At 65.1% G+C, this 1,195-nt stretch carries 1 protein-coding gene; it reads right to left on the bottom strand.

The window, feature by feature from the left end; translation table 11 throughout:
- Window positions 1-1,131 (bottom strand): IS1182 family transposase (locus ZRA01_RS20270; protein WP_141355179.1); only part of this gene is annotated, 1,131 nt, incomplete at its 3' end.
- Between the last annotated feature and the right edge of the window lie 64 nt (window positions 1,132-1,195).

Raw genomic sequence — 1,195 nt, 5'->3', positions numbered from 1 at the left:
GTCGGCCAGGGGCGCCGGTTCGGTGAAACGCTCGCGCCAGCCCGGATGGTGTTCGTCGCGCTTGACCGCAATCAGTGGCTCGATACCCGCGGCAACGCAGACTGACACATTCTTCTCGCTGTAATAGCCCGTGTCGGCCAGCCACGTCGTGGGCCGATCCAGCCCTTCGGGATTCGCCCGCACCTTCTCCACCATCGGCTCGACCTGCTCCTTGTCGTTGCTCGCTTGGGTGACGTGCGGCGCCAGGATCAGCATCGACTCGGTATCGACCACCGCCTGGGCGTTGTAGCACTGCTCGAAGCCGCCGCCGGCCACCTTCATGATCCGCGACGCTTCGTCGGTCAGGTTGATCTGGTCGTCGGCCCGCGCGCCTGATTCGGGCGGCTGCGGCGGCTTGCCGCTCGCCTTCTTGCCCGTGGCCTTCGTCTTGGCCGCGCGTGTCGCCATCTTGGCCTCGTATTCGGCTTGCTCGCGCGCAAAGCGTTGCTGGGCGCGGGCCTCGATCTTGGCCTTGGCCGCCGCGATCGCCGCCAGGCGGTCTTCGCGGCGCTTGATCTCCTCAGGCAGATTCACCCCTTCCGGTACTTCCGCCTGGTCGGCCGCCTCGGCCAGCGCCAGCAGCGCCTTGACTTCGGCTTGCAGCTGCGCCTCGATCTTCTCGGCGTGCCCGTAGGAGAGCGCACTGTGCCGGCTGGCGTTCGCGTGAATCTTGGTGCCGTCCAGACTCACGGTGCCAAAGCGCGAGACTTGGTTCTCGCGTGCGATCTCAAGTACCTGGACAAAGGCGGACTGGAATTCCTGGCCGAAACGCTTCCGGAAGACCGCCAGGGTGTCGTGATCCGGATGGCGGTTGCAGGCGATATACCGGAACGCCAGCGAATCGTAGGTCGCCCGTTCGAGCTTGCGGCTGGAGAACGTGCCCGTGGCGTAGCCGTAGATCAGCAGGGAGAGCAGCATCGCGGGATGGTAGGCATCGGTTCCTCTGCCGGCATACGCCCGCTCCAGCGCCGAGAGATCCAGGCCTTCCACCACATCCACCACGTAACGCGCCAAGTGCGCTTCCGGCAGCCACTCCTGTACCGACGGCGGCAGCAGGTAGTCCGTGTCTCGATCTATCGGGTGAAAAGCCATCGCGCTATCCGTCAAAGTCCAGCGCTGGGATTATCGCCTATCGCGAGAAAAGTCCGACAGGCTG

Origin of the sequence: Zoogloea ramigera (assembly GCF_006539865.1) — a bacterium.
GTDB classification, from domain to species: domain Bacteria; phylum Pseudomonadota; class Gammaproteobacteria; order Burkholderiales; family Rhodocyclaceae; genus Zoogloea; species Zoogloea ramigera.
The sequence above is the reverse complement of the archived record's forward strand: the minus strand, read 5'-3'. Positions and strand labels throughout refer to the sequence as shown.